At 63.3% G+C, this 25,755-nt stretch carries 23 protein-coding genes and 1 pseudogene; 12 read left to right on the forward strand and 12 right to left on the reverse strand.

The features are described from left to right. The first annotated feature begins 1 nt into the window (after position 1). From QTL96_RS18780 to QTL96_RS18790, 3 genes are read left to right on the forward strand one after another with little or no spacing between them, the layout of a single operon-like run. The gene (locus QTL96_RS18780) at positions 2–850 is read left to right on the forward strand and encodes an ABC transporter ATP-binding protein (protein WP_081931800.1); all 849 of its coding nucleotides are present in this window, start codon (positions 2–4) and stop codon (positions 848–850) included. Continuing rightward, positions 847–1,683 (forward strand): dipeptide ABC transporter ATP-binding protein, encoded by an 837-nt coding sequence (locus QTL96_RS18785; protein WP_018898504.1) that lies wholly within the window; start codon positions 847–849, stop codon positions 1,681–1,683. Before QTL96_RS18780 ends, QTL96_RS18785 begins: the two co-directional genes overlap by 4 nt. A 52-nt stretch (positions 1,684–1,735) precedes the next feature. Further along, positions 1,736–2,266 carry a gluconokinase gene (locus tag QTL96_RS18790; protein WP_289728708.1) on the forward strand — a complete coding sequence of 177 codons (531 nt, stop codon included), beginning with the start codon at positions 1,736–1,738 and terminating at the stop codon, positions 2,264–2,266. Positions 2,267–2,275: 9 nt separating this feature from the next. On the opposite strand, the gene QTL96_RS18795 is transcribed toward QTL96_RS18790, so the two are convergent. The 3 genes from QTL96_RS18795 to QTL96_RS18805 all read right to left on the reverse strand — a co-directional run bounded on the left by QTL96_RS18795 (position 2,276) and on the right by QTL96_RS18805 (position 5,152). After that, positions 2,276–3,523, reverse strand: coding sequence for an FAD-binding oxidoreductase (locus QTL96_RS18795; RefSeq protein WP_289728709.1), 1,248 nt, complete (start codon positions 3,521–3,523; stop codon positions 2,276–2,278). Positions 3,524–3,599: 76 nt separating this feature from the next. Continuing rightward, positions 3,600–4,103, reverse strand: coding sequence for an isoprenylcysteine carboxylmethyltransferase family protein (locus tag QTL96_RS18800; protein ID WP_289728710.1), 504 nt, complete (start codon positions 4,101–4,103; stop codon positions 3,600–3,602). Then, on the reverse strand, positions 4,103–5,152 hold the full coding sequence (locus tag QTL96_RS18805; protein WP_289728711.1) for a type III polyketide synthase: 1,050 nt from the start codon (positions 5,150–5,152) through the stop codon (positions 4,103–4,105). Before QTL96_RS18805 ends, QTL96_RS18800 begins: the two co-directional genes overlap by 1 nt. Before the next feature lie 192 nt (positions 5,153–5,344). On the opposite strand from QTL96_RS18805, the gene QTL96_RS18810 reads away from it, so the two are divergent. The 4 genes and pseudogenes from QTL96_RS18810 to QTL96_RS18825 all read left to right on the forward strand — a co-directional run. After that, positions 5,345–5,890, forward strand: coding sequence for a tetratricopeptide repeat protein (locus tag QTL96_RS18810; protein WP_289728712.1), 546 nt, complete (start codon positions 5,345–5,347; stop codon positions 5,888–5,890). A gap of 39 nt (positions 5,891–5,929) precedes the next feature. After that, positions 5,930–6,535: an RNA polymerase sigma factor gene (locus tag QTL96_RS18815; protein ID WP_289728713.1), complete on the forward strand. Its 606-nt coding sequence runs from the start codon at positions 5,930–5,932 to the stop codon at positions 6,533–6,535. Then, the gene (locus QTL96_RS18820; protein ID WP_289728714.1) at positions 6,532–7,320 is read left to right on the forward strand and encodes a zf-HC2 domain-containing protein; all 789 of its coding nucleotides are present in this window, start codon (positions 6,532–6,534) and stop codon (positions 7,318–7,320) included. The genes QTL96_RS18815 and QTL96_RS18820 overlap by 4 nt, the downstream gene beginning before the upstream one ends. A gap of 28 nt (positions 7,321–7,348) precedes the next feature. Then, positions 7,349–7,519 (forward strand): annotated as a pseudogene (locus tag QTL96_RS18825) (riboflavin biosynthesis protein RibD); the annotation flags it as partial. A 235-nt stretch (positions 7,520–7,754) separates the two neighbouring features. Here the strand turns inward: QTL96_RS18825 and QTL96_RS18830 are convergent. After that, on the reverse strand, positions 7,755–9,824 hold the full coding sequence (locus QTL96_RS18830; RefSeq protein ID WP_289728715.1) for an ATP-dependent helicase: 2,070 nt from the start codon (positions 9,822–9,824) through the stop codon (positions 7,755–7,757). A 217-nt stretch (positions 9,825–10,041) separates the two neighbouring features. Between QTL96_RS18830 and QTL96_RS18835 the strand changes: the two genes are divergently transcribed. Then, the gene (locus QTL96_RS18835) at positions 10,042–11,664 is read left to right on the forward strand and encodes an ABC-F family ATP-binding cassette domain-containing protein (protein ID WP_018898513.1); all 1,623 of its coding nucleotides are present in this window, start codon (positions 10,042–10,044) and stop codon (positions 11,662–11,664) included. Positions 11,665–11,892: 228 nt separating this feature from the next. On the opposite strand, the gene pepT is transcribed toward QTL96_RS18835, so the two are convergent. From pepT to QTL96_RS18875, 8 genes are all read right to left on the reverse strand, one after another. Beyond that, positions 11,893–13,125, reverse strand: a complete 1,233-nt coding sequence (pepT, locus tag QTL96_RS18840; protein ID WP_289728716.1) for a peptidase T — start codon at positions 13,123–13,125, stop codon at positions 11,893–11,895. 44 nt (positions 13,126–13,169) lie between these two features. Beyond that, positions 13,170–13,898: a response regulator transcription factor gene (locus QTL96_RS18845; protein ID WP_289728717.1), complete on the reverse strand. Its 729-nt coding sequence runs from the start codon at positions 13,896–13,898 to the stop codon at positions 13,170–13,172. Next, entirely contained in the window at positions 13,895–16,627 is a 2,733-nt protein-coding gene (locus QTL96_RS18850; protein WP_289728718.1) for a sensor histidine kinase KdpD, read from the reverse strand. Before QTL96_RS18850 ends, QTL96_RS18845 begins: the two co-directional genes overlap by 4 nt. Before the next feature lie 206 nt (positions 16,628–16,833). Continuing rightward, entirely contained in the window at positions 16,834–17,403 is a 570-nt protein-coding gene (kdpC, locus tag QTL96_RS18855; protein ID WP_289728719.1) for a potassium-transporting ATPase subunit KdpC, read from the reverse strand. Between the two features lie 12 nt (positions 17,404–17,415). Continuing rightward, positions 17,416–19,503 (reverse strand): potassium-transporting ATPase subunit KdpB, encoded by a 2,088-nt coding sequence (gene kdpB, locus QTL96_RS18860; RefSeq protein WP_112944603.1) that lies wholly within the window; start codon positions 19,501–19,503, stop codon positions 17,416–17,418. Positions 19,504–19,662: 159 nt separating this feature from the next. Then, positions 19,663–19,836, reverse strand: coding sequence for a hypothetical protein (locus tag QTL96_RS18865; RefSeq protein ID WP_162726921.1), 174 nt, complete (start codon positions 19,834–19,836; stop codon positions 19,663–19,665). A 10-nt stretch (positions 19,837–19,846) separates the two neighbouring features. Beyond that, positions 19,847–21,550 (reverse strand): potassium-transporting ATPase subunit KdpA, encoded by a 1,704-nt coding sequence (gene kdpA, locus QTL96_RS18870; RefSeq protein WP_289728720.1) that lies wholly within the window; start codon positions 21,548–21,550, stop codon positions 19,847–19,849. A 35-nt stretch (positions 21,551–21,585) separates the two neighbouring features. Further along, entirely contained in the window at positions 21,586–21,675 is a 90-nt protein-coding gene (locus QTL96_RS18875; protein WP_111561755.1) for a K(+)-transporting ATPase subunit F, read from the reverse strand. 421 nt (positions 21,676–22,096) lie between these two features. Here QTL96_RS18875 and QTL96_RS18880 point away from each other — a divergent pair, with 421 nt between their 5' ends. The 4 genes from QTL96_RS18880 (at position 22,097) to QTL96_RS18895 (ending at position 25,748) form a co-directional block, all read left to right on the forward strand. Further along, a complete protein-coding gene (locus tag QTL96_RS18880) occupies positions 22,097–23,617 on the forward strand; it encodes a CDP-glycerol glycerophosphotransferase family protein (protein WP_289728721.1) in 1,521 nt (506 codons plus the stop codon). Between the two features lie 2 nt (positions 23,618–23,619). Continuing rightward, positions 23,620–24,294 carry an HAD family phosphatase gene (locus tag QTL96_RS18885; RefSeq protein ID WP_289728722.1) on the forward strand — a complete coding sequence of 225 codons (675 nt, stop codon included), beginning with the start codon at positions 23,620–23,622 and terminating at the stop codon, positions 24,292–24,294. Then, complete coding sequence (locus QTL96_RS18890) at positions 24,270–24,935, forward strand: NTP transferase domain-containing protein (protein WP_289728723.1); 666 nt, start codon at positions 24,270–24,272, stop codon at positions 24,933–24,935. The genes QTL96_RS18885 and QTL96_RS18890 overlap by 25 nt, the downstream gene beginning before the upstream one ends. A gap of 78 nt (positions 24,936–25,013) precedes the next feature. Continuing rightward, on the forward strand, positions 25,014–25,748 hold the full coding sequence (locus tag QTL96_RS18895) for a class I SAM-dependent methyltransferase (protein WP_289728724.1): 735 nt from the start codon (positions 25,014–25,016) through the stop codon (positions 25,746–25,748). Positions 25,749–25,755: the final 7 nt, after the last annotated feature.

Genomic DNA, 25,755 nt, shown 5'->3' on the forward strand with positions numbered 1-25,755 from the left:
TATGGCACTTCTCGAAATCGAAAATCTCGTCGTCGAGTTCCAGACCTCGACCGGCACCTTCCGCGCCGTCGATGGCGTGTCGATGAAGGTCTCGGCCGGTGAAGTTCTGGCCATCGTCGGCGAATCCGGCTCCGGCAAGTCCGTCTCCATGCTTGCCGCCATGGGCCTTTTGCCCTGGACCGCCAAGGTCACCGCCGACAAGCTGGTCTTCGACGGCCGCAACCTGCTCGGCATGTCGGGCAGCGAGCGCCGCAAGATCATCGGCAAGGACATGTCGATGATCTTCCAGGAGCCGATCGCCAGCCTCAACCCGTGCTTCACGGTCGGCTTCCAGATCGAGGAAGTGCTGCGCATTCACCTCGGCCTCGGCAAGGCGGAGCGCCGCAAGCGCGCCATCGAGCTCTTCGAAGCCGTCGGCATCCCGAACCCGGCCGAGCGCCTCGGCCACTTCCCGCACCAGATGTCGGGTGGCCAGTGCCAGCGCGTGATGATCGCGATTGCGATCGCCTGCAATCCGAAGCTCCTGATCGCCGATGAGCCGACCACAGCGCTCGACGTCACGATCCAGAAGCAGATCCTCGATCTCCTGATGCGCCTGCAGACGGAACACGGCATGGGTCTCATCATGATCACCCACAACATGGGCGTGGTCGCCGAGACCGCCGATCGCGTGATCGTGCAGTACAAGGGCCGCAAGATGGAAGAGGCCGACGTGCTGTCGCTGTTCGAAGCACCGAAGAGCGATTACACCCGTGCGCTGCTCGCGGCTCTGCCCGACAACGCGACCGGCGACCGCCTGCCGACCATCGGCGAGATCTTCAAACAGACGAGTGAGGGAGCGGCCCAATGACGCCAGTCCTCGAAGGCAAGAACATCGTCCGCAACTACTTTCTGCCGGGCGGCCTGTTCAAGAAAGAAAAGACCGTGCACGCCGTCAAGGGCGTGAACTTCAAGGTGGAACAGGGCAAGACGCTCGCCATCGTCGGTGAAAGCGGCTGCGGCAAGTCCACGCTTGCCCGCATCATCACCATGATCGATCCGGCAAGCGACGGCGAACTGTTCATCGACGGCAAGAAGGTGGATATCGCGGCCGGCGACTTGACGCCCGAGATGCGCCGCAAGGTGCAGATCGTGTTCCAGAACCCCTATGGTTCGCTGAACCCGCGCAAGAAGATCGGCGATATCCTGATGGAGCCGCTGATCATCAACACCAACACGCCCGCTGCCGAACGCCGCGAACTGGCGATGTCGATGTTGAAGAAGGTCGGCCTGCAGGACGTTCACTTCAACCGCTATCCGCACATGTTCTCCGGCGGTCAGCGCCAGCGTATCGCCATTGCCCGCGCGCTGATGCTGAAGCCGCGGCTTCTTGTCTTGGACGAGCCGGTCTCCGCGCTCGATCTGTCGGTGCAGGCACAGGTTCTGAACCTGCTTGCCGACCTGCAGGACGAGCTGAACCTGACCTACGTCTTCATCAGCCACGACCTCTCGGTCGTCCGCTACATGGCCGATGACGTCATGGTCATGTATTACGGCGAAGCTGTCGAATACGGATCGCGGGATCAGGTTTTCAACGACCCGCAGCACAGCTATACCAAGACATTGTTCGCGGCGACGCCGCGCGCCGATGTCGACACCATCAGGGCACGTCTCGCCCGCAAGAATGCGGCCATCGCGTCGTAAGCTTGGGTCTCCTGACACGGCGGATCATGCCGAGGTGAGGAGAGATTCTGGAATGTCAGCACAAAACACGCGCCCCCATGCCATCATCGTCATGGGGGTCAGCGGCTGCGGCAAGTCGTCCGTGGGCGAAGCGATAGCACAGGCACTTGCCGTCGAATTCGCCGAAGGCGACGCCCTGCATCCGGCCTCGAACGTCGAGAAGATGTCGAAGGGCACCCCGCTCACCGACGAGGATCGCTTCCCCTGGCTCGATATCATCGGCCAAACCATGAAGGCCGCGCTCGACCGCAACGAGGGTATCGCCGTCTCCTGCTCGGCGCTGAAGAAAAGCTACCGTGACCGCCTGCGCACCGCCGTCGATGGCAATCTGTTCTTCGTCTACCTGCACGGCTCCAATGAACTTTTGACCGCACGCATGGGCGCCCGCAAGGGCCACTTCATGCCGCTCTCCCTGCTCGAAAACCAGCTTGCGACGCTGGAGATCCCGACCGGCGAACCCGGCGTCGTCACCGTCGATATCGATGGGACGATAGACGAGATCGCGAAGACGGCGCTCCGCGATCTCAAGGAATTGGGCGTTTAGCCGGATCGTTTACGGATTAAACCGCTGCGGCGAATAGGCGGAGATATCGACGAACGGCTTTTCGCCGGTCATCTGCTCCGCCAGCGCCCTGCCGGTCACTGGTCCGAGCGTCAGCCCGTGATGCGCGTGGCCGAAGGCGAACCACAGGCCTTCGTGGCGCGGCGCCTTGCCGATGATCGGCATCATGTCGGGCGTGCAGGGGCGGGCGCCCATCCAGGGTTCGGGATCGAGCCGCTCTCCGAGCGGAAACACGCCGCGCGCCACCTTTTCGGCGCGGTCGAGCTGCACCGGTGTCTTTGGTGCATCGATCGCCGCGAATTCGGCACCCGTCGTCAGCCGGATGCCGTTCTCCATCGGCGCCATGAGATAGCCGAGCTCCGTGTCGGCCACGGTGTTGTTGAGCACCGCGTTGCCCTTCGCGGAGTAATGCATGTGATAGCCGCGCTTGACCCCGAGCGGGAAGGCGTAGCCGAGCCGGCGAGTGGCGACAGCCGCCCATGGCCCCAGCGCCATCACCGCCTCATCTGCTTCGACAGGACCCTCGTCGGTCGCGATCTTCCAGCCGGCGCCAAACTTGCCGAAGGAGTTAGCATCCCCGGTGATAAAGCGGCCGCCGATGCTTTCGAAATAGCGCAGATAGCTTGCCGTCAGCGCCTGCGGATTGATGACCGACCACGGATCGCGCCACTTCAGGGCGCCGACGAAGCCGAGATTGAGATCCGGCTCCAGCCGCGCCAGATCGCCGGTATCCAGCCGATCGAAGCCGACGCCGAACTCCCGCTGCAGCCGTTCGGCCTCGGCGAATTCCGCGTCGCGTTTTTCACCGGTGCGGAACACCTCGATCCAGCCGTTCTTGCGGATCAGATGCTCGGCGCCCGCCGCCTCGATCAGGTCGTTGTGTTCCGAGATCGAATGCGCGATCAGCGGCGCATAGGCCTTCGAGATCATCTGGTGACGCTTGGTGTTCGAATGCCACCAGTAGCGCGCCAGAAACGACAGCTGGCCCGGCAGCGCCTTCAGGTGATAATGCGCGTCGATACGGTTGTTGAAGGCGTAGCGGACGAGAAGCCCGAGCTGCTGCGGAAAGCCATAGGGCACTACGCCCTCGCGCTGGATCAATCCGGCATTGCCGAAGGATGTGCCGTTGCCCGGCGGCTTGCGATCGATCAATGTCACCTGGCGTCCGCGCCGCTGCAGATGAATGGCCGTCGATACACCGACGATGCCGGCTCCAAGCACGATTACGTTCTTCGTCATTTTCCCACGAAACCCACGATAGTCTAGGCATGGAAAATGCCCCTCCGCCAAGCCGCGTGCAAATGAAAAATCGCATTCATTTCAAAAACATTGCCGTCTTCAGCGCGCGGTTCTCCACCGAGATGCGAAGCCATAGCATCAGCCCGTTCAAGATGGAGAAAATGGCCGCGAATAGCGGCATGCCTAACGCCAGCGGCAGCACCGCGATCTCGCCAATCACGACCGCGTAATTCGGATGCGAGAAGAGCCGATACGGTCCCTCGTGCACCAGCGACGCCCCCGGCAGCACGATGATCCGCGTCGTCCATCGCCCCTTGAGCGTCGCCAGAACCCAGAGCCGACCAAGCTGCAGCACGACGAAGAGCATGAGCCATATCGGCTGCACCGGATGACCGGGGGCCAGCAGCCAGAGCCCGGCAAGCCAACTCGCATGCAGCGCCACCATGACAGGATAATGCTCGGCGCCGATCTCGCGGGCGCCGCGCGCCATAAGCGCGCGGGTGTTGCGGCGGGCGATGACAAGCTCCGCCAGCCGCTGCAGCGTCACGAAGCCGAGAATGATGATCGAGGGCCACATCATCAGGCCCTCGTCAACGTCACGCAGCTGGCCGAAAAGCCCGGCCCCATCGCGATCATCGCCGCCCGCTTGGGCAATCCCTCACGCATCACCCGCTCAAGCACGAACAGCACCGTCGGCGAGGACATGTTGCCGTATTCCTCAAGCACCGCCCGCTCATGGTCGAGCGCCGAGGATGGGATCGACAAGGCCGTCTCCAGCGCCGCCAGAACCCGCGCGCCGCCGGGATGGCAGATGAAGCGGTCGATACCCGCGCGGCTCAGCCCGCTGCGACCAAGAATGCCGTCGATCGCCGGCCCCAACTCCTTTTCCGCGAAGGGCGGCAGCGATTGCGCCAGCACGATGCCGAAGCCGGTATCGTCGATCTTCCAGCCCATGATCCCCAGCGTATCGGGAAACAGATGCTCCCCGGTGGATTCGACAGTGGCAAGCCCCTCCGGCCCCGCGCGCAAAATACAGGCCGCCGCACCATCGCCGAACAGCGCGGTTGCGATGATATTCGCCCGCGTCAGCTCGTCCAGCCGGAAGGCCAGCGTGCAGAGCTCGATCGAGACGAAGAGCACGGTCGCGCCGGGCCGCGCCTTGGCGAGCCGCGCCGCGATCGCAAAGCCCGAAACGCCGGCCGCGCAGCCGAGGCCGAACACCGGCAGGCGCTCGACATCCGTGCGAAACCCGATCTCCGATGCCAGCTGCGCATCGAGGCTCGGCGTCGCGACGCCGGTCGAGGAAACCGTGACGATGCAATCGACATCGGCCCCTGTAAGTCCGGCCTGATCGAGCGCCGCCGCAACCGTCCGCCGAAACAGGCTCCGCGCCTCGTCCTGATAGGCCTGCATCCGGTCTTCCCAGCCATGCGGCTCGGTGAACCATGAGAGCGGCCGCGCGGCATGCCGCGTGCGGATGCCGGCATTGGTGAAGACCGGCACAAGATGCGCGAAGTCCTTAAGCCGGCTGGAAAACAGCCGCGCCGACGTCTCCGCGGCTTCCTCCTGCGTGATGACATGCCGTGGCGCCGCGGTGGCGAGGCTGAGTAGTTTGACGGTCTCGTTCACGAAAATGCTCCTGTTCGTCCCCCGGCGCACGCGGAGCAAACACGCCAGCCCGGGCTTTATTCGTCGCTGGCTCTCACGAAACGGTGATCGGAAAAATCGGGACACCCGTCGAATAAACCCGCCGGCTGCGGTGTTCATTCGCCGCAACCATGTCTTCCAGACCAACCCGTCTTGTCCCGAAGGAGATACATCATGACCTCAGCAACCTCCCGGATTGCATCCGTCCTCATCAGCGGCGCGATCGCCGCTTTCGCGTTCACCGCGCCTGCTTTCGCCGCCGGCGGAGACGATAGCGGCGCCGCCACCACGCCGACCTGCAAGAAGGGTGAGGTCTATGACAAGAAGACGCAGAAATGCGTCAAGCAGTCGGGCGCCAACATCACCGACGACAACCGCACCGAATACGCCTATTCGCTGGCCAAGGCCGGCCGTTACGATGAGGCACTGGCCATGCTCGACACGCTGAAGGATCAGAACACCGCCGAGGCGCTGAACTATCGCGGCTACGCAACGCGTAAGCTCGGACGCACGGATGAAGGCATCTCCTATTATCTGAAGTCGGTTCAGCTCGATCCGCAATATGCCAAGGTCCGCGAATATCTCGGCGAAGCCTATGTCATCAAGGGCCGCATCGATCTCGCCAAGGAGCAGCTCGGCACCATCAAGACGCTGTGCGGCACGTCTTGCGAGGAATATCGCGATCTCAACGAAGCGATCACCGATCCGTCGAAGATCTGAGGAGCGAGAACGCTCGATAATGTGACGAGGAACATGCCGATGGTCGTCGCCTACACGACATTTCCTGCCTATAGTCACGCCAACAAGACCGCGCCGGTTCGCCCAGTGCGGTCTTCGGCAAACCCCGTGGCGGAGGCGGCCATCGCAAGCGAATCCGATATCAGGAGCGGTCTGACGGAAAACCTGTCGCGGCTCTGGCGCTATGGTCTCGTGCTCTCGCATCGCCGCGATGTGGCAGACGATCTGGTGCAGCAGACCTGCGTGCGTGCTCTGGAGAGGGCCACGCAGTTTCAGGTGGGCACCCGGCTCGACCGCTGGCTGTTTGCCATTCTTCATTCGATCTGGCTCAATGAAATCCGCTCGCGGCGGGTCCGCGAAGGGCAGGGCTTCGTCGATGCCGAGCAGGCGCTCGTCGTCGATGGCGCGCGCGAAACGGAGACGCATGTCATGGCCGCTCAGGTGCTTCGTCTCGTTGGCGCGCTTCCCGAGGCGCAGCGTGCTTCGGTCTTCCTGGCCTATGTCGAGGGCCTGTCCTACAAGGAGGTGGCCGCAGTGCTCGATATTCCGATCGGCACCGTCATGAGCCGGCTCGCCGCCGCCCGCGCGACCCTGGCCGGCAATCTGAAGGAGGAGGGCGGACGATGACCGACAAGACCACGATCCCCTCCGACGAGGAACTGACCGCCTATCTGGACGGCGAATTGCCACCCGCTGAAGCCGCGCGCCTCGAAGCATTGCTCGAAACGGATGCCGAGCTGGCCGCCCGCCTCGAGTTCCTGTCCCGCGCCAGCCTGCCCTTCGCGCAGGCCTTCGATCCGCTGCTCGCCCAGGCGCCGAAGGCCGAGCTCGAAGCCATCCTCTCGCGCCTCTCCGACACACCAGCGGCAGCGCCGGCCCCCAGCCGCCGCCGCTTCCTCGGGGCACTCGCGGCCTGCTTGGTAGGCGGCGTCATCGCCGACCGCGCCTTCATCGGACTCAGCCGGCAGCTTGCCGCCACCGACGAAAACAGCGAATGGCGCGCCACGGTCGCCGATTACATCGCGCTCTACACGCCCGAAACACTGGCCGGCCCGGTGCCCTCGCTTGCGTCGCAGGAAGGTCAGCTGTCGGCCGTCGAAGCAAGGCTCGGCCTGCGCCTCTCTCCGGAAGCGATCGCGCTGTCAGGCGTCGATTTCAAGCGGGCACTGCTTCTGCAATATGACGATCAGCCACTCGCCCAGCTCGCCTATCTCGACCCCGAGACAGGTCCCCTGGCCCTCTGCATCGTCCGATCCGACGACGGCCCTAAGGCACCCGACGTCGAAGCCCGCAAGGGCATGAACGTCGTCTACTGGTCGGATAAGACGCATGCGTTCATGCTGATCGGCCATGCGTCGCTGGAGCGGATGAAGGTGTTGGCGGGGGATGTGAGGATGCGGTTGGCTGCTTGAGTGGGGCGAGTGTTGGGCGTTGTGCTGCGGCATACCCCCCTCTGTCCTGCCGGACATCTCCCCCACAAGGGGGGAGATCGACCCGGGGTTAAGGGCTACGCCAAACAATGAGAGTGGAACGAGCGGCCGCCCCCAGCCAATCTCCCCACCTGTGGGGGAGATGCCCGGCAGGGCAGAGGGGGGTATCCCACCCAAAAACGCTAAATCTGAATCTTAAGAAAAAGCTACCCGGCAAAACTCAGCGCCCGGAGCCCCCTCATCCGGCCCTTCGGGCCACCTTCTCCCCGTTGGGGCGAAGGGGAGGTCGGCGCGAGCGGCCCACCTCGAGTCTCTTCTCCCCAACGGGGAGAAGGTGCCGGCAGGTCAGGTGCAACTTGTTGCACCGGGGATGAGGGGGCTTCAGGCACAACGCCGACTAAGCACCCAAACCTACCCTACCGCCACATCGTCCGCATCCGCGCCGCCACATCCACCCTTATCTGCTGCGTACTCCGCTCCGAAGGCGTCGCCGCCACCACCGGCCATGCCGCCGTCTCGAAATACTGCAGAAGCGTCACCGGAATGAACCGCGTACGGGATGCATAGACATGCCGGTCGCCTTGGCCGTGCTGGCCGCTGGTGAAGAAGCGTTGCGGAGTGATCAGCGTCAGGCTGTCCTTGGCGCGCGTCATGCCGACATAGAGCAGACGGCGCTCCTCCTCGATCTCCTGCGTCGTGCCGACGGCGAGGTCGGAGGGGATGCAGCCGTCGACGACGTTGAGCATGAACACCGCTCGCCACTCTTGCCCCTTGGCCGAATGGATGGTGGAGAGGATGAGATAATCTTCGTCGAGCAGCGGCACGCCGGCCTGGTCGCTGGTGGCGTCGGGCGGGTCGAGCGTCAGTTCGGTGAGGAAGCGCTCGCGGTTGGCATAGCCCGACGCGATCTGCTCGAGCTGCAACAGGTCGGCCTTGCGGGTGTCGGCGTCCTCGTGGATGCGGTCGAGATGCGGTTCGTACCATTCGCGCGCCTGCGCGATCTCGGCCGGCCACGGTCCGTTTGCCCGGCGCAATCCTTCCAGCAACTGCACCAGCGCCGGCCAGCTCTCGCCGGTCTTGGCCGGCGGCGGGATTTCGGCGAGCGCCATTAGTGGTTCGGGGTCGGCGGCGATCGTGTCGAGGATCTTGCCCGCCGTCTGCGGCCCGATCCCCGGCAGCATCTTCAAGAGGCGGAAGCCGGAGACCCGGTCGCGCGGGTTCTGCGCGAAACGCAGGATCGCCAGCATGTCCTTCACATGCGCCGAATCCAGGAATTTCAGCCCGCCGAACTTGACGAAGGGAATGTTGCGTCGCGTCAGCTCGACTTCGAGCGGGCCGCTGTGCGAGGAGGTGCGAAACAGCACCGCCTGCTGCTTCAGCGTCATCCCCACTTCGCGGTTCGCCAGCACCTGCTCGACGATGTAGTTCGCCTGGTCGTTCTCGTCCTTGACGGTCAGCAGCTTCGGCCGCTCTTCGGATTGCCGGTCGGTCCAAAGGTTCTTGGTGAAGCGCTCGCGCGCCAGTTCGATGACACCGTTGGCGGCGGCAAGGATCGTCGTCGTCGAACGATAGTTGCGGTCGAGCGTGATGATATCGGCCGGCGGATCGAAGGTTTTCGGGAAGTCGAGAATGTTGCGGATCGTCGCCGCCCGGAAGGAGTAAATGGACTGCGCGTCGTCGCCGACGACGGTCAATCCGCGCCCGCCGGGCTTCAGCGCCATCAGCACGGAGGATTGCAGCCGATTGGTATCCTGGTACTCGTCCACCATCACATGGTCGAAGCGCCCGCCGATATCGGCGGCCAGTTCCGGATCGCTCACCATCTGCGCCCAGTAGAGCAGGAGGTCGTCGTAATCGAGCACGTTCTGCGCCTGCTTGGCCTCGACATAGCAGGCAAACAGTTCGCGCAGCTGCTCTTCCCATGTCGCCACCCATGGATACCAGGTCTTCAACACCTCGGTGAGTGGCGTCTCGGAATTGACCGTGCGCGAATAGATCGCCAGACACGTCCCCTTGGTCGGAAACCGGCTTTCGGTCTTGGAGAAGCCGAGCTCGTGCCGGATGAGGTTCATCAGGTCGGCGCTGTCTTCCCGGTCGTGAATGGTGAAATCGACATTGAGGCCGATTTGCTCGGCATAGATCCGGAGCAGTCGCGCGCCGATCCCGTGAAAGGTGCCGGCCCAGGTCAGCGCGTCGGTCATCACGGCGGAGTTGGCACCCAGCACCTGCCGGCAGATGCGCTCGACCCGCCGCGCCATCTCGGATGCCGCCCTGCGCGAGAATGTCATCAAGAGGATACGCCGCGGATCGGCGCCGTTGACGATCAGATGCGCCACCCGGTGCGCCAGCGTGTTGGTTTTGCCCGATCCGGCGCCGGCGATGATCAGAAGCGGACCGCCCGTCGTATCCGGTCCCTGACCGACCCCATGCTCCACGGCAAGACGCTGCCGCTCGTTCAGTTTCTCGAGATAGGCCGCCGCCTGCATCTATTCTTCAGCCTCTAGCATACGCGCCGCGATGAAAACGCGACTCGGGAACAAATATGGAACGTATCAGTGCTCCCTGATGTTTGGAAGTCCCGCGCGGCTGTCACCACAGGGAAACGGTCTCGAGCGAACATTTGGTGCACTGCGGAAAACGGGCGACATCTCAGGTGTTGCGTGGCATAAGGGCGCCGAAAACCTGTTTTGGACCACGCTTCCCATGATCCGCATCGAAAATATCAGCAAGCAGAACAGCCATCGCATCCTCTTCATCGAGGCCTCGGCGGCGCTCAACAAGGGCGAGAAGATCGGCCTCGTCGGCCCGAATGGCGCCGGCAAGACGACGCTCTTCCGCATGATCACCGGCGAGGAGCAGCCCGATGAGGGCAACGTTGCCGGTGAAAAGGGCGTCACCATCGGCTACTTCAACCAGGACGTCGGCGAAATGTCCGGCCGCAGCGCCGTGGCCGAGGTCATGGAAGGCGCCGGCCCCGTCAGCGTCGTTGCCGCCGAGCTGCGCGAACTCGAAGCCGAGATGGTCGATCCCGACAAGCTCGACGAGATGGATCGCATCATCGAGCGCTACGGCGAGGTGCAGGCGCGCTACGAGGAGCTGGATGGTTACGCGCTCGAGGGCCGCGCCCGCGAAGTGCTCGATGGCCTGAGCTTTACGCAAGAGATGATGGACGGCGATGTCGGCGGCCTCTCCGGCGGCTGGAAGATGCGCGTGGCGCTCGCCCGCATCCTGTTGATGCGCCCTGATGTCATGCTGCTCGACGAGCCGAGCAACCACTTGGATCTCGAAAGCCTGATCTGGCTGGAAGAGTTCCTGAAGAACTATGACGGCGCGCTTTTGATGACATCGCACGACCGCGAGTTCATGAACCGCATCGTCGGCAAGATCATCGAGATCGATGGCGGTCAGCTCACCTCCTATTCTGGCGACTATGCCTTCTACGAGCAGCAGCGCGCCCAGAACGAGAAGCAGCAGCAGGCGCAGTTCGAGCGCCAGCAGGCCATGCTTGCCAAGGAAATCAAGTTCATCGAACGCTTCAAGGCGCGCGCCTCACACGCCTCGCAGGTGCAGAGCCGCGTCAAGAAGCTGGAAAAGATCGACCGCGTCGAGCCGCCCAAGCGCCGCCAGTCGGTCGCCTTCGAGTTCCTTCCCGCGCCGCGCTCCGGCGAAGACGTGATCAACCTGAAGAACGTTCACAAGAAGTATGGCAGCCGCACGATCTATGAAGGTCTCGACTTCATGGTCCGCCGCAAGGAACGCTGGTGCATCATGGGCATCAACGGCGCCGGCAAGTCGACGCTGCTGAAGCTGGTCACGGGCTCGACCGAGCCGGATCAGGGCACGGTTGCGCTCGGCGCCAGCGTCAAGCTCGGCTATTTCGCCCAGCACGCCATGGACCTGCTCGATGGCGAACGCACGGTTCTCGAATGGCTGGAAGACTCATTCCCGCTGGCCGGCCAGGCGCCGCTGCGCGCGCTTGCCGGCTGCTTCGGTTTTTCCGGCGATGACGTCGAGAAGAAGTGCCGGGTTCTCTCGGGTGGCGAAAAGGCGCGTCTGGTCATGGCCAAGATGCTGTTCGACCCGCCCAACCTGCTCGTCCTCGACGAGCCGACCAACCACCTGGATCTCGACACCAAGGAAATGCTGATCAAGGCGCTGTCGCAATACGAAGGCACCATGCTCTTCGTCAGCCACGACCGCCACTTCCTGGCGGCGCTGTCGAACCGCGTGCTGGAACTGACGCCCGACGGCATCCATCAGTATGGCGGCGGCTACACCGAATATGTCGAGCGCACCGGCCAAGAAGCGCCGGGTCTGCGGGGATAATGGAAGGGGTGGGGCGGAGATTGGCGCGCGGCGTCCTCCTCACTCTCCCTCATCCCGGCCTTGTGCCGGGATCCAGCCGGCCCAAGTCCTTGGGCCGTTAGACTCTTTTCACGGCGCAGACGCGCCGTGGCTAGATTCCTGTGACAAGCACAGGAATGAGGGCGGAGAGTGTGGCCGCCCATCGCCACCAGAAACTGAACGGAAGCGTGAAGCCTCCGTCGCGGGCGCTTACGCCCGCTCCTCCCAAACCCTGGCAATCTCGACGATCGTCTTGGCCGCCCGCTCCATGTCCTGACGGCTCACCCATTCCAGCGGTGAATGAAACGCGTGACCGCCGGCGAAGATGTTGGGGGAGGGCAGGCCCATGAAGGAGAGGCGCGAGCCGTCGGTGCCGCCGCGAATGCTGCCGCGCTTCGGCTCCATCCCGGCGCGCCGGATGCCCTCGATGGCATTCTCGACAATATCGGGGTGGCGATCGACCACTTCCTTCATGTTGCGATACTGCTGCTTGACCTCGAACGTGTAGGTCGAACCCGGATAGCCCGACATCACGTCCTTTACGATCGCTTCCAGCATCTCTTCCTTGGCTGTCAGCCCCGCATTGTCGAAATCGCGGATGATCAGCCCGATCTCGGCCTTTTCCATCGAGCCGGTCACGCCGGTCGGGTGGATGAAGCCTTGCCGGCCCGATGTCGTCTCGGGACCGATATCCCTCGGCAGCCGGTCGATGATCGCGCCGGCGATCTTTATGGCGTTTTCCATCTTCCCCTTGGCAAAGCCCGGATGGATCGCAACGCCCTGAATGGTGATCTCGACGCCGTCTGCCGAAAACGTCTCGTCCTCGATATGCCCGGCCGTCGAACCATCCATCGTGTAGGCGAAATCGGCGCCGAGCTTCTTCAGATCCACCTTGTCGACGCCGCGGCCGATCTCCTCGTCCGGTGTGAACAGGATCTTGATCGTGCCATGCTTGATATCGGGGTTGGAAACGAGGAACTGCGCCGCCGTCATGATCTCGGCGATCCCCGCCTTGTCGTCGGCGCCGAGCAGCGTCGTCCCGTCGGTGGTGATGATGTCGTTGCCGATCTGGTTCTTCAGCTCCGGATGCTCGCTCACCCGGATCACCTGCTGCGTATCAGCAGTCAGCCGGATATCGCCGCCCTCATAATTGCGCAGGATTTGCGGCTTGACGTTGGTGCCGCTGAAATCGGGCGCCGTGTCCATATGCGAGCAGAAGCAGATGACGGGCACCTGCTTGTCGGTATTGGCGGGAACGGTCGCATAGATATAGCCGTGCTCGTCCAGATGCGCGTCCGAAAGGCCGATCGCCAGCAATTCCTCGACCAGCACGCGCCCGAGGTTCTTCTGCTTCTCGGTGGAGGGCTGGGTCGGCGATTGCGGGTCGGATTGCGTGTCGATGACGACATAGCGCAGGAAGCGGTCGGTAACGGTATCGGTCATGATGCGGTCCATTCTTCTGTATCAACCGATCACTGCTCTATCCCTCATCGCCCCTCTGGTGAAGCACTTTCGGTTGCAGGCAGGTCGGCCTCGCGCAGCCGGTAGCCGACGCCGGTTTCCGTGGTGATGTATCGCGGCTGGTCGGGCGTGGCTTCGATCTTCTGTCTCAGCTGGCGCACATAGACGCGCAGATACTGCACATCCGCCGCCGGTCCCCAGATCTGCTTCAGCATGAACTGATGCGTCAGCACCTTGCCGGAATATTGCGCCAGCACGCGCAGGATATCGTACTCCTTCGGCGACAGCTTGATCTCGCGCTCGTCCACCTTGACGATCCGCTTGACGAGGTCGATCGACAGCCCGCCGGTGCGAAACACCGCCTTCTCGCCCTGCTGCTGCAGCCTGTGGCGCAGCGCCACGCGGATACGGGCGCCGAGCTCGTTCATACCGAACGGCTTGGTCACATAATCGTCCGCGCCCGTCTCCAGCGCCTTGACGATCCCGCCTTCATCGGTGCGGCTGGAAAGGATCACGACCGGTGTCGTCAGCCCCTGTTCGCGCCATTCGCCGAGTAGCGCGTGGCCCGGCGTGTCGGGAAGGCCGAGATCGAGCACGATGAGATCGGGGACGACCTCGCCTGCAAGTGCGCGCGCGGTCGCCGCATCCGGTGCCTCATGCACCTCGTATCCCTGCGCCGTCAGGCCAACGCGCAGCAGCTTGCGGATAGGGGGCTCGTCGTCGACGACGAGGATCTTCACGGGCGAACCGGTCATTTCATATCTTCCAGCTTCGTGATGTCATTCGTGATCTCTTGGGGGCGGGGCAGCCTGATGGTGAAGACGGCGCCCGACCGGTCGGGCCGGTTCGCGGCGGTGATGGTGCCGCCCATCGCCTCGATGAAACCGCGACATATGGAGAGGCCAAGCCCGGTGCCGGCCCGCACCTGGTCGCCCTTGCGCACGCGGTAGAAAGTATCGAACACGCGGTCGAGATCATTATCAGGAATTCCCGGCCCGCTGTCGGCGACCTGCACCATCACATCGCCGGTCACGATGCCATTGTTGGCCCAGCCCTTGATCTCGACGGTCGAGCCCTCGGGCGCGTATTTCGCGGCGTTATCGATGAGATTGAACAGCACCTGCTCGAAGAGGACGGGATCGACCCGCACAGTCGGCAGGTCCGCCGGAATGGTCACATGCACGCCGTGATGCGACAGGATCTTGGCCGCGCGGCGCAACGCGCTGCCAACGATATCGCCGACATCGTGCAGCGCCGAATTCGGCTCCATCGCCCCGGATTCGATCCGGGTCATGTCGAGCAGGTTGGCGATGAAGCGGTTCAGCCGCTCGGATTCGTCCACCACGGTCGAAAGCAGATCCCTGCGGTCCTCCTCGCTCATCGAGGCGAAATAATCGCGCAGCGTTGTGGAGGCACCGAGCACGGCGGCAAGCGGCGTCTTCAGGTCGTGCGAAATCGAGGTCAGCAGCGCCGAGCGCAGCCGGTCGGCCTCTGCCGCAAGCTTCGCCTGGTCGACGTCGGCGACGAGCTGGATGCGCTCGATCGCAAGGGCTGCCTGGTCCGCCAGCGCATCGAGCAATCTCTGCTGCTCCGGTGTCAGAAGCGGCCCGTCGCGGCGGTCGCTGTCGAGCCCGATCACGCCGACGGCGGCGCGTCCGGTGCGCAGCGGCACATAGAGCCGCTTGGCGCCCGGCAGCGTATCGGCGCCGCGCCCGGCGGCGTGGTTGTGCTCCCACGCCCAGCGCGCGGCCGCGATATCGGCATCGTCAAGCGTATCGTCGGGCGGATAGCCGGCCCTGACCGCGATCGTTCCGTTCTCCGGGAGCAGCAGCACGACCCGCACGCGCAGCATCGAGGCCAGCTGAAAGGCCGTCGCCCAGAGCACGTCGTCAAGCGTGCCGGTGCCCGCCAGTTTCTTCGAGAAGAGATAGAGATCCTCGGTGGTACGCGCCCGCTGCCGCGCTGCCGAGGCCTGCCGCTGCACCGTTGCCGTCAGGTTGCTCGCGACGATCGCCACGCCGAGGAAGAAGAACAGCGCCAGCACGCTTTCTGGATCGCTGATCGTCAGCGTGTAGCGCGGCGGCAGGAAGAAGAAGTTGAAGGCGAAGGCGCCGAGCAGGCAGGAAAACAGCGCCGGCCGTAGCCCATGCAGCACCGCCGAGGTCAGCACCGCCATCAGGAACACCAAGGCCAGATTGCGCACGTCGAGCACCTGGTCGAGCACGATGCCGGCGACAAGCGCGATCAGCACATAGACCACCGCCAGCAGATAGGCTCTGAGATCGAAGGCAGGTCGCGCCGCCGCCGCCTTGACGCCGCGTTGCGCACCACCCTTCTGCTCGTCGCCCGAAATGACGTGAACGCTGATATCGCCTGCCTTGCGGATCAGAAGATCGGCGGCAGAGGGCGAGAACCACTCCCGCCATGTCGGCTGCTTCGGCGCGCCGATCACGATGTGGGTGACATTGTTGGAGGCGGCGTAGCGGATCAGCTCTTCCGACGTCTCGCGCCCGGGAACGGTGATCGCCTCGCCGCCGAGCTGTTCGGCCAGCCTGAGATTGGCGGCCAGCGTGTCGCGCTCGGCCTCGCTGAGATTGATCGAGCGGTTGGTCTCGACATAGACGGCGGCCCAGGGCGCCCTCAGCCGCGAGGCCATGCGCGCGGCGTAGCGCACCAGCGAAGCCGACGCCGGATGGTGATCGACCGATACCAGCACGCGCTCGCTCGCCGCCCACGGGCCTGATATCGCATGCGCCTGCATGTGGTTCAAAAGCTGGTCGTCCACCCGCTGCGCCGTGCGCCGAAGCGCCAGTTCGCGCAGCGCCGTCAGGTTACCCGGCGTGAAATAGTTGGTCAGCGCCCGCTCGGCGGTATTGGCCATGTAGACCTTGCCGTCATGAAGACGCTTGATCAGGTCGTCGGGCGTGAGATCGATGATCTCGACGTCGTCGGCCATGTCGATCACCTTGTCCGGCACCGTCTCGCGCACCCTGATGCGGGTGATCTGCGAAACGACGTCGTTCAGGCTCTCGACATGCTGGATATTGAGCGTCGAATAGACGTCGATGCCGCGGTCCAGCAGTTCCTTCACATCGAGATAGCGCTTCGGATGCCGGCTGCCCTCGGCATTGCTGTGGGCGAGCTCGTCGACCAGAACGAGGTCGGGCTTGCGGGCAATGATGGCGTCGATATCCATCTCCTCCAGCCGCCGGCCCCTGTAATCGACCATCACGCGCGGCATGATCTCGAAGCCCGCAAGCATCGCCTGCGTCTCCTTGCGGCCATGCGTCTCGACGACACCGACCACCACATCGACACCATCTGCGATCTTCGCGCGTCCGGAGGCCAGCATCTCATAAGTCTTGCCGACGCCGGGCGCGGCCCCCAGAAAGATCTTCAAACGCCCACGCGTCTCCGCCCGCGCTTTTTCAAGAAGCGCCTCGGGCGAGGGCCGTCCGGCCTGTTCGCGGTTGTCGTCTGGCATGCGGTGTCGTTCTTTCCTTCGAGGCTGGATGAGAGCCAGGCACCACGTCCAATCATTCCCTCATTCCTGTGCTTGTCACAGGAATCCAGCCAGCCCAAGTCCTTGGGCTGAAAGGAGTCTACCGCGCCGCAGACGCGGCGCTGCTGGATCCCTGTGACAAGCACAGGGATGAGGGGCGTTGAAAATACCGCTCGGCCTCCTGCTCGTCACTCACTCATAGAAGCATCAAGCCTCTGGTTCAACTTGAGAACATTGACCACAGGCTCTCCGAGAAAGCCAAGCTCCCGACCCTCCACGGCGCCATCCACCAGCGCCTTCACCTTGGCCTCGTCCAGACCGCGCGCCTTGGCCACACGCGGCACCTGGAAGTACGCGGCATCGGGCGAGATGTGCGGGTCGAGACCGCTGCCCGACGCGGTGACGAGGTCGGCCGGCACGGGCGCGTTCGGGTTGGTGGCCTTGGCGGCCTCGTAGTCGGCCTTCACCCGGTCGATCAGCTTGCTGCTGGTCGGGCCGAGGTTGGAGCCGCTGGAGCTTGCCGCGTTGTAGCCGTCTCCGGCCGCCGACGGGCGACCGTGGAAATACTGCTCGCCGGTGAAGGCCTGGCCGATCAGCGACGAGCCGATGACCTTGCCGTCCTTCTCAATCAGGCTGCCGTTCGCCTGGGCGGGAAACAGCGTCTGCGCCGCGCCCGTCATGGCGAGCGGATAGACGAGGCCGGTGATGGCGGTGGTGGCGACGATCATCACGATCGCGGGACGAAGTTGCTTGAGCATAGGTGTAACTCCTTAGACGAGGCCGATGGCTGATATCGCCATGTCGATCGCCTTGATGGCGACGAACGGAACGACGATGCCGCCCAGGCCGTAGATCAACAGGTTGCGGGACAGCAGCGCGCCGGCGCCGATCGGCCGATAGCGCACGCCGCGCAGCGAAAGCGGGATCAGCGCGATGATGATCAACGCGTTGAAGATGATCGCCGAGAGAATGGCGCTTTGCGGCGTCGACAGGCCCATGACGTTGAGCGCCGTCAGCTGCGGATAGAAGGTCAGGAACATCGCCGGGATGATCGCGAAATACTTGGCGACGTCGTTGGCGATCGAAAACGTCGTCAGCGCGCCGCGTGTCATCAGGAGCTGCTTGCCGATCTCGACGATCTCGATGAGCTTCGTCGGGTCGCTGTCGAGATCGACCATGTTGCCGGCCTCGCGGGCGGCCACGGTGCCGGTGTTCATGGCAACGCCGACGTCCGATTGCGCGAGCGCCGGCGCGTCGTTGGTGCCGTCGCCGCACATGGCGACCAGCTTGCCCTTGGCCTGCTCCTCGCGGATCAGCGCCAGCTTGTTCTCAGGGGTCGCTTGCGCCAGGAAATCGTCGACGCCGGCTTCGGCTGCGATTGCCGCCGCCGTCATCGGGTTGTCGCCGGTCACCATCACGGTGCGGATGCCCATGCGGCGCAACTCCGCGAAGCGCTCTCGGATGCCGCCCTTGACGATATCCTTCAGCTGGATGACGCCGAGCAGGCGTCCGTCGCGGGCAACGGCAAGCGGCGTGCCGCCCGCCTTGGCGATCTCGTCGGCAATGGCCTGCAGCTCGCGCACCGTGTCGGAGTTCGAGCGCAGCGCAATCGCCGTATTGCCCGAAGCGATGGCGGAACCACCGTCGACATAGGACAGCACCGCATCGACGGCACCCTTGCGGATCGAAGACCCCTCGACATCGACGCCGCTCATGCGGGTCTGCGCGGTAAAGGGCACGAAGGTGGCCTTCAGGCTCGTCATGTCGCGGCCGCGGATCGCGTATTTCTCCTTGGCGAGCACCACGATCGAGCGACCCTCGGGCGTCTCGTCGGCAAGCGAGGCGAGCTGTGCCGCATCGGCCAGTTCCTGCTCGCTGACCCCGCGTACGGGGCGGAAGGCGGTCGCCTGGCGGTTGCCGAGCGTGATCGTGCCCGTCTTGTCGAGGAGCAGAATGTCGACGTCGCCGGCAGCCTCCACCGCGCGGCCGGACATGGCAAGCACGTTGAAGCGCACAAGGCGGTCCATGCCGGCAATGCCGATTGCCGAGAGAAGCGCGCCGATCGTCGTCGGGATAAGCGTCACGAACAGCGCGACGAGCACGATGATCGGGATCGAGCCGCCGGCATAGGCCGCAAAGCTCGGGATCGTCGCCGTGGCGAGCACGAAGATCAGCGTCATGCCGGCAAGCAGGATGTTGAGCGCGATCTCGTTCGGCGTTTTCTGCCGCTCGGCGCCTTCAACGAGCGCGATCATCCGGTCGATGAAGGTGGAGCCGGCCGCCGCCGTGATGCGCACGCGGATCCAGTCGGACAGCACCTGCGTGCCGCCCGTGACAGCCGAGCGGTCGCCACCCGATTCACGGATGACGGGCGCGGACTCACCGGTGATCGCCGCCTCGTTGACCGAGGCAACGCCTTCAATCACTTCGCCGTCGGAGGGGATGATGTCTCCCGCCTCGACAAGCACGAGATCGCCCACCTTCAGGCTGGTGCCCGGCACCATGCGGTAGCCGCTGCCATTGTTGGCGGTCAACAACTTGGCTTGCGTTTCGGTGCGCGCCTTGCGTAGGGAATCGGCCTGTGCCTTGCCGCGGCCTTCCGCGACCGCTTCGGCGAAGTTGGCAAACAGCACCGTGAACCAGAGCCACAGGTTGATCTGGAACGAGAAGCCGAGATTGCTGCCGCCGGTCACGAGATCGCGGATGAAGAGGACGGTGGTCAGAACCGAAACCGTGGCGACGACGAACATCACCGGGTTCTTGGCAAGCGCCTTCGGGTTCAGCTTCTTGAAAGCCGCGCCGAAGGCCGGAATGAGAATGCGGGCATCGAGGATGCTCACGGATTTTGCCTGGCTCATAAGAGAACTCCAGCGTTTGAGACAATTATTGAATGGGGGCGGGCGCCGCGCTCTTAACCCTCCCCCTTGTGGGGAGGGTGGCCGGCAGGCGGGAGGGGTTTTCCGCGAACGAAATTCCCCTCCCCAACCGCACCCTCTGTGAATCGATATCGGTTCCGATCAGAAGCTCTGGCCGAAAATCAGTTTGTAGAGAGCGGCCGCAACCAGCAGGGCGGCCAGCATCAGAAGCGCCACGTCGGAGCCCTTTATCGATCTGGCTCCAGTCTTGCCCGCCCGCCCCGGAAGACCGGAACGGGCAGGGAGCTTGTGGCGCCTGAAGTGGCGGATCAGCATGGTCATGTCCTCAGAACGTCTGGCCCGAGATCATCATCAGGTGCTCGATGACGGGTCCGAGCGCCAGCCCCGGGAAGAAGGTCAGGCCGCCGACGATGACGATGGTGCCCGTCAAGAGGCCGACGAACAGAGGGCCATCCGTGGGGAAGGTGCCGTTCGAGGCCGGAACCGTCTTCTTGGCCGCCAGCGAGCCGGCGATTGCGAGAGCCGGGATGATGACCAGGAAACGTCCGGCCAGCATCGCGATCCCGAGCGTCACGTTGTACCAGGGCGTATTCCCCGTCAGCCCCCCGAAGGCCGAGCCGTTGTTGGCGGCGGCGGACGAATAGGCGTAGAGGATCTCCGAGAAGCCGTGCGGTCCAGCCGTGCCAACCGAGGCGACGGCCGAAGGAAGCACGCTTGCGATCGCGGTGAACACCAGCATCGTCAGCGGCAGGCAGAGGATGGCAAGCACCGCCATCTTCATCTCCTTCGCCTCGATCTTCTTGCCGAGATATTCAGGCGTGCGCCCAACCATCAGGCCGGCCACGAAGATCGCGATGATGACGAAGAGCAGGATGCCGTAGAAGCCCGCGCCGACACCGCCGACGATCACTTCGCCGAGCTGCATGTTGATGAGCGGGATCAGGCCGCCGAGCGCCGTGAACGAGCCATGCATGGCGTTGACCGCGCCGCACGACGCTGCCGTGGTGATGACGGCGAAGAGCGAGGAGAGCGTGATGCCGAAGCGCACTTCCTTGCCTTCCATGTTTCCGCCTTCAAGGCCGAAGGCATGCATCAGCGGATTGCCGGCAGCTTCTGCCCAGTATGTGACGCCTACGCCGATGAGGAAGAGCACGAACATGCTGGCGAGGATTGCCCAGCCCTGCTTCTGGTTGCCGACCATGCGGCCGAAGACGTTGGTCATCGCGGCACCGATCGCGAAGATCGCAACCATCTGGATCAGGTTGGAGATCGCATCGGGGTTTTCGAACGGGTGCGCGGAATTGGCGTTGAAGAAGCCGCCGCCATTGGTGCCCAGCATCTTGATCGCCAGCTGCGAGGCAACAGGGCCGACCGCGATCGTCTGCTTGGCGCCTTCGAGCGTGGTCGCCTCGACATAGGCGCCAAGCGTCTGCGGCACGCCGAGTGCGACGAAGACAAGCGTCATGACGATGCAGATCGGCAGCAGGATATAGAAAGTGGCCCGCACCATATCGACCCAGAAATTGCCAACCGCCTTGCCGGATGCGCGCGAAAACGCCCGGATGAAGGCAAGCGCGATGGCAATGCCGGTGGCCGCCGAGACGAAGTTCTGCACGGTCAGTCCTGCCATCTGCGTCAGATAGGACATCGTGCTTTCGCCGCCGTAGTTCTGCCAGTTGGTGTTGCTGACGAAGCTGACGGCGGTGTTGAAGGAGAGCTCGGGCCCGACAGCGGCCATGCCGGCGGGATTATAGGGCAGCACCGCCTGCAGGCGCAGCAGCGCGTAAAGCACCAGCGCGCCCAGGAGATTGAAGGCGAGCATCGAGATCGCATAGGTCGTCCAGTGCTGCTCTTCCCGCTCGCTGGTGCCCGATAATGCGTAAAGTCCCCGTTCGATCGGAACGAGGACGGGTGAGAGAAGCGTGCGCTCGCCCGAAAAGACACGCGTCATGTAGCCGCCGAGCGGTTTGACGAGCGCGAGAACGATCCCGCAGTAAAGCAGGATCTGAAGCCATCCGTTGAGGGTCATCTTGATTAACTTTCAATACCCGGCGCTATGAGAGATCAGAATCGCTCAGGGCGGATGAGGGCATAGGTGAGGTAGACGGTGAGGAACACGGTCACGGCACCGCTGAGGACATAGTCGAATATCACTGTGTTTCTCCCGCTAGAGGCTGTCGCAAACTTTGGTGTAGGCGAGGCACAGCACGAAGAATAAGATCGTGATGCCGAGCAGAACGATGTCGATCATCGACCATCACTCCTTGAATTGTTTTCGAAATGGAGACCCGGCGCCGACCGGTTGGTCCGCGCACTTGTCCCTGGTGTCTCGGGCAAGATCTTGCGATCGCCCGGCCATCAATATGCGGCCGAAGCGCATTAAGGTTCGAGACGCGGAAAAAGCCGCCAATATAAAAATCTTATAAATGCGCTGGTGGGTTCGGCGGTCGTGGCAGGCGGCAAAAGCCGGCATTCAGGCCAGTTTGGCGAAAGCTTCCCGGCCTAGGGTTTGCGGATAAAGAAGCAGACCTGCGTTCGGCTGAATGCCGTTTTGCAATGTACGAAGGCGATTTGAATGCCCAAGACCGAGCCAAGCAATTCTTCGGCCGAGACCCTTGCCGAATTGGCATCGTTGAAGGCGCAAATCGAAGAGTTGACGCAGCGCATCGATACGCAGGGCTCGGTCCAGTTCGAAATCGCCAAGCTGCTGCAGACATTCCATTCCCAGCTCACCGCCCTGCCGCAGCAGATGAACGAGATCGTCAAGACGGCGATCGAGCTGAACAATCACGACAAGGTGCCGCTCACCAAGGAAGTGCTGACCAAGTTCGACGCGCGCCTCGGCAGCCTCGGCGTCGGCATGCACGTCTTGAAGCAGGTCAGCCATCTGACGCTGCGCCGCCTTGGCCCCGCGACGCCGAAGATCCGTTGCGTCTTCATCGTCCAGTCGATCCCGATGTGGGATGCACTGGCCGACGTATACTGGGCGATGACCGAGGACGATCGCTATCACCCCATGGTCGTCTCGATCGACAACAGCCAGCTCGGCGTGGCGGAGTTCGCGGGCGAGGAGGAGGTCCACGCAGGGCTGACCGCGCTCGGCATTCCCCATATCCGCCTCGATATGCATTCCTTCGATGCGCTCGACATCCTGCGCAATCTGATGCCCGACGTGGTGTTCCGCCAACAGCAGTGGGATTCTCCGGTGCCGCATGGCCTCAGAACGATGGAGATCACCTTCGCGCGCATCTGCGTCGTGCCTTATGGCATGGGCGTGCTTGCTAACCCGGATGCCAAAAGCGAAGACGACGAAGCCTATCGCGACAACTACGACCAGCAATATCATCGTCTTGCCTGGAAGGTTTTCTGCGAGACGGAGCTGACTCAGTCCTATTACCGCTCTTTCACGCATTCCGATCCCGACAAGTTCGTGCTGACGGGCTATCCGAAGCTCAACAAGCTGATGGAGGCCAAGGGCAAAGGCGAGTGGCCGATCGCCGAGCCGAACGGACGCAGCTTCCGCGTCGTCTGGGCGCCGCACCACTCGCTGGCCGTCAATGGCTTCGGCTTTGGCGTTTTCCATAAGATCTACAAGCAGATGCTGGACTGGGCCCGTTCGGCCAAGGATATCCAGTTCGTGCTGAAGCCGCATCCCGCACTTGCGTTCGGCGCCGAGCAGAGTGGCCTCTTCCGCGACAATTCCTATCAGCGCTATCTCGATGCGTGGTCGGCGCTGCCCAACTGCGCCATTCGCGAAGGGACTTATGGTGAGCTGTTCGATGCCTCCGATCTGATGATCACCGACGGCGTCTCCTTCCTCACCGAATACCACCTCTTCGAAAAGCCGCTCATCTTCATCGATTCCGGCGTTCATGCCGCCTTCAACGCGCTGGGCCGGCTTGCCGAACGCGCCGCCCACCGCGTCGAAACCTTCAATCAGCTGCGCCAGGTGGCGCTCGATTACAAGGACGGCAAGGCCTGGCAGCTGGTGAAGGAGCGCGAGGAGCTTCTGAAGGTGCTGCTCCCGCGCACCGAGCCGGCCTCCAGCATCATTCTTGATTCCATCGCAGCCGATATACAGACGTCGAGGTCCTGATCATGTACCGCGCGCAACAGCATGCATTGACATTGCCCGCCGCCAACGACACGGGTGCCGTTCCCGGCCACAAGCGTGGCACCGGCTTCGCCTTCGATCTCGATGGCACGATCACCCGCGCCGAGCTCCTGCCGATGATCGCCTCCGAGCTTGGCCTTGAGGCCGAGATGCGGCTCCTGACCGAACTCACCATGTCCGGCATGATCCCCTTCGAGGATTCCTTCCGCCTGCGCTTCGCCATCCTGCGCAGCGCCGGCCTCGATCGCATCCAGTCGATCGTCTCCGAGGTCGAGTTCGATCCCGATATCGAGCAGTTCATCCGCGAAAATCGTGATCGCTGCTTCGTCGTCACGGGCAATCTCGATCTCTGGATCGCGCCGCTGGTCGAGCGCCTCGGCTGCCGCTTCTATACCTCGACTGCCACGACCGAAAAAGACGGCTGGATCACCGGCCTCGACACGGTCATGCGCAAGAACGTCGCCGGCCTTGAGCTGAAGGACGAGTTCGACCGCCTCGTCGCCATCGGCGATGGATTTAACGACGTGCCGCTCTTCGACGTCGCCGATATCGGCATCGCCTTTACCGGCCTGCATGGCGCGCCCGACGCGCTGGTCTCCGTGTCCAACTATGTCGCTCTCGATGGGAAGTCGCTATGCCGTCTGTTAAACACGCTGTAATCGCGGCAGCCGGCCTCGGCTCGCGTCTGGGCCATGGCAAGCCGAAGTGCCTCGTCGAGATCGAAGGCGTCAAGATCATCAAGCATCTGCTGTCACTGCTGAAGGATGTCGAGGATGTCCGCGTCATCGTCGGCTTCGAGGAAAAGGCCGTCATATCAACGATCCGCGCCATCCGCCCGGATGTGCTCGTCGTGCGCAACCCCGGCTTCCGCAGCACGACGACGCTGCACAGCTACGAGCTCGGCGGCCGCTACATCAAGGGCGATTGCCTGTTCATGGATGGCGACATGCTGGTCGAGCCGGAAAGCTTCGCAGCCTTCCTCGCCTCCTGCGAGCCCGGCGTGGCCCAGCTCGGCATCACCAAGACCAAGACCCGCGACGCCGTGTTCCTGACCCGCGAGAATGGCCTTGCCGTAAGCTTCCGCCGCGACGACCCGACCGAATACGAATGGGCCAACATCGCTTGGCTGCCGGTCGATTATTTCGCCGATATCGGCAACACGGCGGTCTATGAGCACCTCAGGCAGTTCCTGCCGATCCGCACCCACGAAGTGATCGCCTACGAGATCGACAGCGAGCAGGACCTGGCGCTGGCGCGGGACAATCTCCACTACTTCAATCTGCAGGCGCTGGCCGGCTGAAGCATGTCGCGCAAGAGTGCGCAGCGGCTTTGCGACACCGACATGCTTCAAGCAAACAGTCACGAAACGGAACCGAGCATGAGCCGCATATACAAGGACCAGGAAAGCATCGATGCCTTGAAGGTCCGCGATTTCTTCAATGGTCGCGCCAAAAAGGAAGGCAATGCCGTCAACGCCGTGATGCTGCAATCCGAGGGCTCGACGATCGCGGTTGATCGCGACATCCACGAGAAGACGCATCTCCTGCCGCGCCTCGAACGTCCGTCGAAGATCCTCGAACTCGGCTGCGGCGCCGGCCGCCTCGCCACCTTTTACAACAACAACGGCAACCAGTATCTCGGCTTCGATTTCTCCGAGGAACTGATCGCCCGCGCCAAGGCCGAGATCGGCGACGATGAAAACGTCCAGTTCCAGGTCGTCGAAGTCCCCCGGATCGCAATCGAAGACTTCAAGCTGCAACCGCCTTTCGACTTCTTCCTGATCACCGGCCTCTTCATCTATCTCAACGACGAAGCCGTCCACGACACCTTCGAAATGATCGCCAAGCTCGCGGCCCCGAACGCCACGATCTACGTCCGCGAATCCCTCTCCGAACTCGACGTCCGCCTGACGCTGAAGGAGCATTTTTCCGAGGAACTCGACGAAGTCTACAACGCCATCTACCGCACGACGGCGGAGCTGACCGACGTGATGACCGACACGCTTGTGAAGGCGGGCTTCGTGTTCGAGGTTTGCGGCGAATACGCGTTCCCACCGGCGCTGCGAAACAGGGCGGAAACGGCGCAGCGGTATTTTACGTTGCGGCGGGGGTGATGGGGTA

It is taken from the genome of Rhizobium sp. S163 (assembly GCF_030380805.1).
Classification (GTDB): Bacteria; Pseudomonadota; Alphaproteobacteria; order Rhizobiales; family Rhizobiaceae; genus Rhizobium.

Coding starts and splice junctions, on each gene's coding strand:
- QTL96_RS18890 (WP_289728723.1), top strand. CDS start 24,270: ATGCCGTCTGTTAAACACGCTGTAATCGCGGCAGCCGGCCTCGGCTCG.
- QTL96_RS18865 (WP_162726921.1), bottom strand. CDS start 19,836: ATGCTGATCCGCCACTTCAGGCGCCACAAGCTCCCTGCCCGTTCCGGT.
- kdpC (WP_289728719.1), bottom strand. CDS start 17,403: ATGCTCAAGCAACTTCGTCCCGCGATCGTGATGATCGTCGCCACCACC.
- QTL96_RS18785 (WP_018898504.1), top strand. CDS start 847: ATGACGCCAGTCCTCGAAGGCAAGAACATCGTCCGCAACTACTTTCTG.
- QTL96_RS18830 (WP_289728715.1), bottom strand. CDS start 9,824: ATGCAGGCGGCGGCCTATCTCGAGAAACTGAACGAGCGGCAGCGTCTT.
- QTL96_RS18880 (WP_289728721.1), top strand. CDS start 22,097: ATGCCCAAGACCGAGCCAAGCAATTCTTCGGCCGAGACCCTTGCCGAA.
- QTL96_RS18795 (WP_289728709.1), bottom strand. CDS start 3,523: ATGACGAAGAACGTAATCGTGCTTGGAGCCGGCATCGTCGGTGTATCG.
- QTL96_RS18885 (WP_289728722.1), top strand. CDS start 23,620: ATGTACCGCGCGCAACAGCATGCATTGACATTGCCCGCCGCCAACGAC.
- kdpB (WP_112944603.1), bottom strand. CDS start 19,503: ATGAGCCAGGCAAAATCCGTGAGCATCCTCGATGCCCGCATTCTCATT.
- QTL96_RS18820 (WP_289728714.1), top strand. CDS start 6,532: ATGACCGACAAGACCACGATCCCCTCCGACGAGGAACTGACCGCCTAT.
- QTL96_RS18815 (WP_289728713.1), top strand. CDS start 5,930: ATGGTCGTCGCCTACACGACATTTCCTGCCTATAGTCACGCCAACAAG.
- pepT (WP_289728716.1), bottom strand. CDS start 13,125: ATGACCGATACCGTTACCGACCGCTTCCTGCGCTATGTCGTCATCGAC.
- kdpA (WP_289728720.1), bottom strand. CDS start 21,550: ATGACCCTCAACGGATGGCTTCAGATCCTGCTTTACTGCGGGATCGTT.
- QTL96_RS18800 (WP_289728710.1), bottom strand. CDS start 4,103: ATGATGTGGCCCTCGATCATCATTCTCGGCTTCGTGACGCTGCAGCGG.
- QTL96_RS18835 (WP_018898513.1), top strand. CDS start 10,042: ATGATCCGCATCGAAAATATCAGCAAGCAGAACAGCCATCGCATCCTC.
- QTL96_RS18780 (WP_081931800.1), top strand. CDS start 2: ATGGCACTTCTCGAAATCGAAAATCTCGTCGTCGAGTTCCAGACCTCG.
- QTL96_RS18895 (WP_289728724.1), top strand. CDS start 25,014: ATGAGCCGCATATACAAGGACCAGGAAAGCATCGATGCCTTGAAGGTC.
- QTL96_RS18810 (WP_289728712.1), top strand. CDS start 5,345: ATGACCTCAGCAACCTCCCGGATTGCATCCGTCCTCATCAGCGGCGCG.
- QTL96_RS18850 (WP_289728718.1), bottom strand. CDS start 16,627: ATGCCAGACGACAACCGCGAACAGGCCGGACGGCCCTCGCCCGAGGCG.
- QTL96_RS18790 (WP_289728708.1), top strand. CDS start 1,736: ATGTCAGCACAAAACACGCGCCCCCATGCCATCATCGTCATGGGGGTC.
- QTL96_RS18845 (WP_289728717.1), bottom strand. CDS start 13,898: ATGACCGGTTCGCCCGTGAAGATCCTCGTCGTCGACGACGAGCCCCCT.